At 68.5% G+C, this 1,082-nt stretch carries 1 protein-coding gene; it reads right to left on the bottom strand.

From position 1 onward, the window contains the following. Positions 1 to 2 precede the first annotated feature (2 nt). A complete protein-coding gene (locus ACESMD_RS10130; RefSeq protein WP_372612788.1) occupies positions 3 to 770 on the bottom strand; it encodes an NRDE family protein in 768 nt (255 codons plus the stop codon). Positions 771 to 1,082 lie beyond the last annotated feature (312 nt).

Here is a 1,082-nt window from a genome sequence, read left to right as displayed (position 1 = left end):
GCTTATAGCTCCAAGCGAAGCTTGGTCTCCCCCAGCATCACGCCCGCCGGCCCGAAGCGTCGTTCGCCCAGTTCGATTCGCCCGTCGGCATGCCAGGTCAGCCAGCTGGTGGCCCGGGTGCCATAGTCCTGGCCAAGAATGAAGGCCGGAGACAGCCATCGCTCCTTGTCCAGTCCGACACCGGTATCCGGCAACTGGTGGTCATCCGCTGGCCGGGTGTCGGCCATCACCGCCAGGGCGTCCCGGGGCCAGTGGCCCTGTCTCAGGCAGCCAGCCAGGCCCTGGCGCGCCGCGGTGGTCTTGGGCCATGGCGTATCGAGACCGGCATTGGAGAGGGCGTGAAGCCCCGGGGTGACCCGCGTCAGCGAGATGCCATCCAGGCCGCGGTGCAGGTGCCAGAGGTTCACGCCATCCCCCGCCAGCAGGTTGAAGCCGGCATGGGCCAGGACACGGTCCACGGCCATCCACGCCAGCCAGGCCGGCAGGTCGTCCGCTTCCAGGGCATCGGGTACCAGGTGTCCGCGGCTCGGGGCACCGGGTGGCACGGCCAGCCGCGGGTCACGGACATTGGTCACGGCGGCGAAGCGGCCGCGGCGATGCACGGCCAGCCAGGTTCCCCCGGCCTCCAGGTCCCGGCCACCGAGGATGTCGGGCTTGTCCTCCCAGCAGGCCAGCGGCGCCGTGGGGCGCGCATGGAACTCGTCGCGGTTGGCCACCAGCCGCAGAGGGATGTCATCGTGGGGACGATAGTCGAAGGCGATAAGGCACATGGCGAAAGCTTAGCCGTTCACCGGGCCCCGGGGAAGTCGCCGAGTCGGGCTGTCGCCATGACAGGCCAGGCATCGTATACTGCCGACAATAGAGTCCCGACAGGTAAGACAATGCGCGTCGAGTGGAGCAAGGAACGCCTCTGGTCCAGATTGATCCGGCCGCTTTTGTGGCCTGTCCGGTCGTTGAGCCCGGCATTCCCGAGAATCCCCGGGATCGCATCGGCCGCCTGCTCGAGGGAATGCGGGCTCTGTCCGAACAGCGCGCCCCCGTCCTCAAGCCCAGCGTCGACGACCAGGACCAGGCGCAGTTGC

The organism is Halomonas sp., assembly GCF_041689495.1.
Classification (GTDB): Bacteria; Pseudomonadota; Gammaproteobacteria; order Pseudomonadales; family Halomonadaceae; genus Halomonas.
The sequence above is the reverse complement of the archived record's forward strand: the minus strand, read 5'-3'. Positions and strand labels throughout refer to the sequence as shown.

Bases quoted from the DNA above. Each gene is read 5' to 3' on its own strand.
- ACESMD_RS10130 (WP_372612788.1), bottom strand. From the start codon at position 770: ATGTGCCTTATCGCCTTCGACTATCGTCCCCACGATGACATCCCTCTG.